Here is a 7,206-nt window from a genome sequence, read left to right on the forward strand (position 1 = left end):
GCGCCCGGCATCCAGCAGGGTGCCGTCGCCGCCCACCACCACAACCAGGTCGCAGCGCTCGCCCAGGTCGGCACGCGTGCAGGTCTGCACGTCATCGTGTGCGCTGGCGTGCCCTTCGTCGAGCAACACCTGCTTGCCGCGCGTGTGCAGATCGGCGATGAGGTTTTTGAGGGTTTCGCGTACCCCCTCGTCGTGTTTCTTGGCCAGGATGCCGACGGTTTCGAACTGTTGCGCCATGCGCGTGCCTGCGGCCTGCCGGGAAGTCGATCGCGTAAGCATTCACGCCTTGCCCGACAATTTCAACGAAAACCGGACATGCGCCACGCTTGAAATGGCCACAGCCAGCCCAATGGTGAAGGCAGTCACGCCGGCGTAGGGCACTTCCAGCCGGCACCGTCCAACAAGCGGGGATTTGCAACAGATGAGCCAGGACGAAAAACACAACACACCGCACGGCGAAACGGATTCCGCGGCCCGGAACACGCCGCAGCCGGACGTGGAGGATATCCAGACCGGCACCGAAGACTATGTCGACGCCGGAGAAGCGACCGCCGACAGCATCGCCGAAACCGACGAGCTGCAGGCCGAGCTTGATCAGGCACGGGCAGAGGCCGAGCAGTATCGCGATCAGGCCGTACGTGCGCATGCGGAAATGGAAAACGTGCGCAAGCGCGCCCAGCGCGACGTGGAATCGGCGCGCAAGTTCGCGATCGAGAAGTTTGCCTCTGAGTTGCTGGGGGTGCGCGACAGCCTGGAGCTGGGCCTGAAAGCCGCGGAAGAACACAGCGGCGACTACGACAAGCTCAAGGAAGGCATGGATATGACCGTGCGCATGCTGGTGTCGAGCATGGAAAAGGTCGGCATCGAAGCGATCGACCCGAAAGGCGAAGCGTTCAACCCGGAGTTTCATGAAGCGGTTTCGACCCAGCCGAGCGATGAGCTCGCGCCGAATACCGTCGCCGACGTCATGCAGAAGGGCTATACGCTCAACGGGCGTGTGCTGCGTGCGGCCATGGTGGTCGTGGCCAAGCCCGCAGACGGCAACGGCTAAGCGGCCGCAAATACGGCGCGACATGGGTGGAGCGCTTGAAAACACTCACCGCGCGCCCCAAATCGATTGTCAAGTCAAGTTTAAAGACGCTGCCAATGCAGCGCGAAGTAGAGGGAATTAAACATGGGTAAGATTATCGGTATCGACCTCGGCACCACGAACTCGTGCGTGGCCGTGCTCGAAGGCGACCAGCCTAAAGTGATCGAGAACGCGGAAGGCGAGCGCACCACGCCGTCGGTCGTCGCGTTCACCGACGACGACCAGACGCTGGTCGGTCGCCCGGCCAAGCGCCAGGCGGTCACCAACCCCAACGACACGCTATACGCGATCAAGCGCCTGATCGGTCGCACCTTCGACGATCCGACCACGAAGAAGGACATCGACACGGTGCCCTACAAGATCGTCAAGGCCGACAACGGCGATGCGTGGGTCGAAGCCCGTGGCCAGAAGATGGCGCCGCCGGAAGTTTCGGCCAAGGTGCTGCAGAAGATGAAGGCCACCGCCGAAGACTATCTCGGCGAAAAGGTCACCGAAGCCGTAATCACCGTTCCGGCCTACTTCAACGACGCCCAGCGTCAGGCCACCAAGGACGCCGGCCGTATCGCCGGTCTCGACGTCAAGCGCATCATCAACGAGCCGACCGCGGCCGCGCTGGCCTATGGCATGGACAAGAAGGGCGGCGACAAGAAGATCGCGGTCTATGACCTGGGTGGCGGCACCTTCGATATCTCCATCATCGAAGTGGCCGAAGTCGACGGCGAACACCAGTTCGAAGTGCATGCCACCAACGGCGACACTTTCCTGGGTGGTGAAGACTTCGACAACGCCATCATCGAGCACATCGCGGCCGAGTTCGAGAAGGAACAGGGCGTGGATCTGCGCAAGGACAAGCTGGCCCTGCAGCGCCTGAAAGAGGCCGCCGAGAAAGCCAAGATCGAGCTGTCCTCCACGCAGCAGACCGAAATCAATCTGCCGTACGTGACTGCCGATCAGTCGGGTCCGAAGCATCTGAACATGAAGATGACCCGGGCCAAGCTGGAAAGCCTGGTCGAGGATCTGGTCGCCCGTACGATCGACCCGTGCCGCACCGCGCTCAAGGATGCGGGCATGAAGGCCTCGGATATCGACGACGTGATCCTCGTCGGTGGCCAGACCCGCATGCCGGCCGTGCAGGAAGCGGTGAAGAGCTTCTTCGGCAAGGAAGCACGCAAGGACGTGAACCCGGATGAAGCCGTGGCCGTGGGTGCCGCCATCCAGGGTTCGGTGCTCTCGGGCGATACCAAGGACGTGCTGCTGCTGGACGTGACCCCGCTGTCGCTGGGTATCGAAACGCTGGGCGGCAAGATGACCAAGCTCATCGAGAAGAACACCACCATCCCGACGCGCAAGTCGGAAGTGTTCTCCACCGCCGAAGACAACCAGCCGGCCGTGACCGTGCACGTGCTCCAGGGTGAGCGCGAGCAGGCCAGCGCCAACAAGTCGCTGGGCCGCTTCGACCTGTCGGACATCCCGCCGGCCCCGCGCGGCACGCCGCAGATCGAAGTCACCTTCGATATCGACGCCAACGGCATCCTGAACGTGTCGGCCAAGGACAAGGCCACCGGCAAGGAACAGTCGATCGTCATCAAGGCGTCCTCGGGTCTGTCGGACGAGGAAATCGACAAGATGGTCGCCGATGCCGAAGCGCACGCCGAGGAAGACGCCAAGTTCAACGAACTGATCACGGCGCGTAACCAGGCCGATGGCCTGATCCATGGCATCGAGAAGGCCATGCGTGATCTCGGCGAAAAGGTCAGCGACGACGAGAAGAAGCCGATCGACGACGCCATCGCCGAACTGCGCACCGCACTCGAAGGCGACGACAAGGACGAAATCGACGCCAAGACGCAGAAGCTCTCCGAAGCCTCTGCGCCGGTCATGGAGAAGGCCTACAGCGACGGTCAGGGCGATGAAGCCGCGGCCGCTGGCGAAGGCCAGGCCCAGGATCAGGGCGGCTCGAACGACGATGTCGTCGATGCGGACTTCGAGGAAGTCAAGGACGACGACAAGAAGTCGGGCACCAACTCCTGATCTGACGATCGGGTAGTCCTTAAGCCGGGGCAGCGCCAGCCGTTGTCCCGGCGTTTTTGGTTGTAAAGGTCAAGGATTCATGGCGAACCGCGATTACTACGAAGTGCTTGGCGTGTCGAAAGGCGCGTCGAAGGACGAAATCAAGAAAGCCTATCGCCGGCTGGCGATGAAAAACCATCCGGACCGCAATCCGGACGACGCCGATGCCGAGGCGCGTTTCAAGGAGGCTTCCGAAGCCTACGAGGTGCTGTCGGATGACCAGAAGCGCCAGGCTTACGACCAGTTCGGCCATGCCGGGCTCGGTGGCGCGGCCGGAGGCGGCGGCTTCGGGGGCGCCGGTGCTGGCGGATTCGGCGATATCTTTGGCGATATCTTCTCGGATATCTTCGGCGGCGGCATGGGCGGCGGCCGACAGCGCGCCTCGCGCGGTGCCGACCTGCGCTACGATCTGGATCTGGATCTGGAAACGGCGATCGGCGGCGATACCGTCGAAATCCGTATCCCCACGCTCGACCAGTGCGATGCCTGTGACGGCAGCGGTGCAGAGAAGGATTCGCCGGTCGATACCTGCCCCACCTGTCAGGGCGTGGGCCAGGTGCGTATCCAGCAGGGTTTCCTGTCGATCCAGCAAAGCTGCCCGGATTGCCACGGCAGCGGCAAGAAGATCCGCAATCCCTGTCGCAAATGCGGCGGTGAAGGCCGCGTACAGTCGTCGAAGACGCTGTCGGTCAAGGTGCCGCCGGGCGTCGACAACGGAGACCGCATACGCCTGTCCGGTGAAGGCGAAGCCGGCGAAATGGGTGGCCCCTCGGGCGATCTGTATGTGCAGATCAACGTCAAGCCGCATGAGTTCTTCGAGCGCGACGGCAACAATCTGCGTGCCAATGTGCCGGTCGACATGATCACCGCCGCGCTTGGCGGCGAGATCGATGTGCCCACGCTCGGCGGCAAGGTCAGTCTGCGCATTCCGGCCGAAACCCAGTCGGGCAAGACGTTCCGTCTGCGCGGCAAGGGGGTGCAGTCGGTGCGCACCTCGGCGCCGGGCGATCTGCTGTGCAAGGTGTCGGTGGAAACGCCGGTCAACCTCAACGCCAAGCAGAAGAAGCTGCTCGAAGAGTTTCGCGACAGCCTGGAAAACAGCGGCCGTAGCCACAGCCCGGCCACCAGTTCCTGGCTGGACAAGGCGAAACGCTTCTTCAACGAACACCTCGGCTAGTCGATAACAGCGCACAAGGACAGGCCATGACCACACGCGTAGCAATCAACGGCGCCGCCGGGCGCATGGGGCGGGAGTTGATCATCGCCTGTCAGCGCAACGAGGCGCTCACCCTGGCCGCCGCCTTCGAGGCGCCGGACAGCCCGGCGCTTGGCCAGGATGCCGGGCGTCTGGCCACCGGCGAGGATGTCGGCGTGGCGATTGCCAGTGCCGCCGATCGCGATGCATCGGCTTTCGATGTGCTGGTGGATTTCACCCGGCCCGAGCCCTGTCTCGCCGCGCTCGACTACTGCGTGGCATCCGGTGCGGCCATGGTGATCGGCACCACCGGCTTTGATGAAGACCAGCAGGCCCGGCTCGATGCAGCGGCCGAAAAGATCGCGCTGGTATTTGCGCCGAACTTCAGCGCGGGCGTGAACTTGACGCTAAAACTTCTTGAAACGGCAGCAAAAGCCCTGGGCGATGACTTCGATATCGAAGTCGTTGAAGCCCATCATCGCCACAAGGTGGATGCGCCGTCTGGCACCGCGCTGCGCATGGGCGAGGTACTGGCCGATGCCACCGGACGCAATCTCGACGACTGTGCGGTCTATGCCCGCCAGGGGCATACCGGCGAACGCGAGCGCAATACGATCGGCTTTCAGACCATTCGTGGCGGCGATATCGTCGGCGAACATACGGTGCTTTTTGCCGGCGAGGGCGAGCGCGTCGAGATTACGCACAAGGCCTCGTCGCGCCAGACGTTTGCCGGCGGCGCGATGCGCGCTGCGGCGTGGGTCGCCTCCCAGGCCGCCGGGCGCTACGACATGAACGACGTGCTGGGCCTGGGCAGCGATTGAGTAAACTGGCCGCGCGGGGTTCAAGCCGCTATAATTCTGCGCCGCCCGCGCCCGGTTTCGTTTGCTGAACGCCGGAGCGTCAACCCAACCCACGGATCCTGGAGGCATTGTTGCGCCCTAAAGCTGTGCTCGCGCTCGAAGACGGTAGCCTGTTTCACGGTCGTGCAATCGGTGCCCTTGGCACGACGGTGGGCGAGGTCGTGTTCAACACGGCCATGACCGGCTATCAGGAAATTCTCACCGACCCCTCGTATCGCCAGCAGATGGTCACCCTGACCTATCCGCATATCGGCAATACCGGGGCCAACCCCGAGGACGTCGAATCCGACCGGGTTCAGGCGGCCGGCCTGATCATTCGCGAAGTCCCGCGTGCCCAGAGCAACTGGCGTGCGTCCAGCGGGCTGATCGAATATCTCGAGGACAACGGGATCGTGGGCATCGGTGATATCGATACCCGACGGTTGACCCGCGTGCTGCGCGAAAAGGGCGCCCAGAACGGCTGTATCGTTGCCGGCGATGCCATCGACACCGACGAGGCGCTCGCCCAGGCGCGCGCCTTCCCGGGCCTGAAAGGCGCAGATCTGGCCGCTGATGCAGGTACGCGCGAGATCTACACCTGGTCCGAGCCGACCTGGGTCGGGCCCAACGATGCGCATTCGGCTGCCGCGCCGACCTATCACGTTGCCGTCTACGACTACGGCGTGAAGTACAACATCCTGCGTCGCCTGGTCGATTGTGGCGCCAAGGTCACGGTCGTACCGCCGCGCACGCCGGTCGCCGAGGTGCTGGACATGGGCGTCGATGGCGTGCTGCTGGCCAACGGGCCGGGCGATCCGGAACCCTGCGACTATGCGATCGCCACCTGCCGTGAGCTCATCGAACGGGCTTTCCCGACCCTGGGTATCTGTCTGGGCCACCAGATTCTGGGCCTGGCCGCCGGCGGCAAGAGCCTGAAGATGAAGTTCGGCCATCACGGCGCGAACCATCCGGTGCAGGATGTGGATACGGGCGAAGTGATGATCAGCAGCCAGAACCACGGCTTCGCCATCGACGAAGCCAGCCTGCCCGACAGCGCCCGTGTAACCCACAGGTCGTTGTTCGACGGCTCCCTGCAGGGCATCGAAATCGTCGGCAAGCCGGTGTTTTCGTTCCAGGGCCATCCGGAAGCCAGCCCGGGCCCGCACGACGTGGCGCCGATCTTCGAACGCTTCATGCGAGCGATGGACGCCGCCAAGGCCTGATACGAACTTGAGGCTTCGCCTCATTTTGCGCCTGTAAGTTATTGATATTGGCGCGTTCGTATCGTGGATACGAGCGCGCACGCCAATCAAAGAGCAACCGCCATGCCCAAGCGCACAGACCTGAAAAGCATCCTAGTCATCGGTGCCGGCCCGATCGTGATCGGCCAAGCCTGCGAGTTCGACTACTCGGGCATGCAGGCCTGCAAGGCCCTCAAGGACGAAGGCTTTCGCGTCATTCTCGTGAACTCGAATCCGGCCACGATCATGACCGATCCGGAAACGGCGGACGCGGTCTATATCGAGCCGATCACCTGCGCGACCGTCGAGCGCATCATCGAGGTCGAGAAACCCGATGCGCTACTGCCCACCATGGGCGGCCAGACCGCGCTCAACTGCGCGCTCGATCTGTACAACTCGGGGGTGCTTGCCAAGCACGGCATCGAGATGATCGGGGCGACGCAGGAGGCCATCGACATGGCCGAGGATCGCAGCGCCTTTCGCGTGGCCATGACCGAGATCGGGTTGGCCACCCCCGAGTCGGCGGTGGTGCACACGATGGACGAAGGCATCGAGGTGCAGGCACGCATCGGCTTTCCGATCATCATGCGACCGTCTTTCACCCTGGGCGGTACCGGCGGCGGCATCGCCTACAACCGCGAGGAATTCGAGGATCTGCTTTCGCGCGGTCTGGAGCTGTCGCCGACCAACGAAGTGCTGCTCGAACAGAGCGTGCTGGGCTGGAAGGAATACGAGATGGAGGTGGTGCGCGACCACGCGGACAACTGCATC

The 7,206-nt window shown here is 63.3% G+C and carries 6 protein-coding genes and 1 pseudogene; 6 read left to right on the forward strand and 1 reads right to left on the reverse strand.

Annotated features, from left to right (window positions below):
- A partial coding sequence (locus ABNU97_RS16425) for an NAD(+)/NADH kinase (protein ID WP_348767748.1) occupies positions 1–237 on the reverse strand: 237 nt, incomplete at its 3' end.
- A gap of 184 nt (positions 238–421) precedes the next feature.
- Between ABNU97_RS16425 and grpE the strand changes: the two genes are divergently transcribed.
- The 6 genes and pseudogenes from grpE to carB form a co-directional block, all read left to right on the forward strand.
- Positions 422–1,051: a nucleotide exchange factor GrpE gene (gene grpE / locus ABNU97_RS16430; protein ID WP_348767749.1), complete on the forward strand. Its 630-nt coding sequence runs from the start codon at positions 422–424 to the stop codon at positions 1,049–1,051.
- 123 nt (positions 1,052–1,174) lie between these two features.
- Positions 1,175–3,121, forward strand: a complete 1,947-nt coding sequence (gene dnaK, locus ABNU97_RS16435; protein ID WP_348767750.1) for a molecular chaperone DnaK — start codon at positions 1,175–1,177, stop codon at positions 3,119–3,121.
- A 79-nt stretch (positions 3,122–3,200) separates the two neighbouring features.
- On the forward strand, positions 3,201–4,337 hold the full coding sequence (gene dnaJ / locus ABNU97_RS16440) for a molecular chaperone DnaJ (RefSeq protein WP_348767751.1): 1,137 nt from the start codon (positions 3,201–3,203) through the stop codon (positions 4,335–4,337).
- A 26-nt stretch (positions 4,338–4,363) separates the two neighbouring features.
- Positions 4,364–5,176 carry a 4-hydroxy-tetrahydrodipicolinate reductase gene (dapB, locus tag ABNU97_RS16445; protein WP_348767752.1) on the forward strand — a complete coding sequence of 271 codons (813 nt, stop codon included), beginning with the start codon at positions 4,364–4,366 and terminating at the stop codon, positions 5,174–5,176.
- Positions 5,177–5,286: 110 nt separating this feature from the next.
- Positions 5,287–6,417, forward strand: coding sequence for a glutamine-hydrolyzing carbamoyl-phosphate synthase small subunit (carA, locus tag ABNU97_RS16450; RefSeq protein ID WP_348767753.1), 1,131 nt, complete (start codon positions 5,287–5,289; stop codon positions 6,415–6,417).
- 102 nt (positions 6,418–6,519) lie between these two features.
- Positions 6,520–7,206 (forward strand): annotated as a pseudogene (carB, locus tag ABNU97_RS16455) (carbamoyl phosphate synthase large subunit); the annotation flags it as partial.

This window comes from uncultured Salinisphaera sp. (genome assembly GCF_964012375.1).
GTDB lineage: Bacteria > Pseudomonadota > Gammaproteobacteria > Nevskiales > Salinisphaeraceae > Salinisphaera.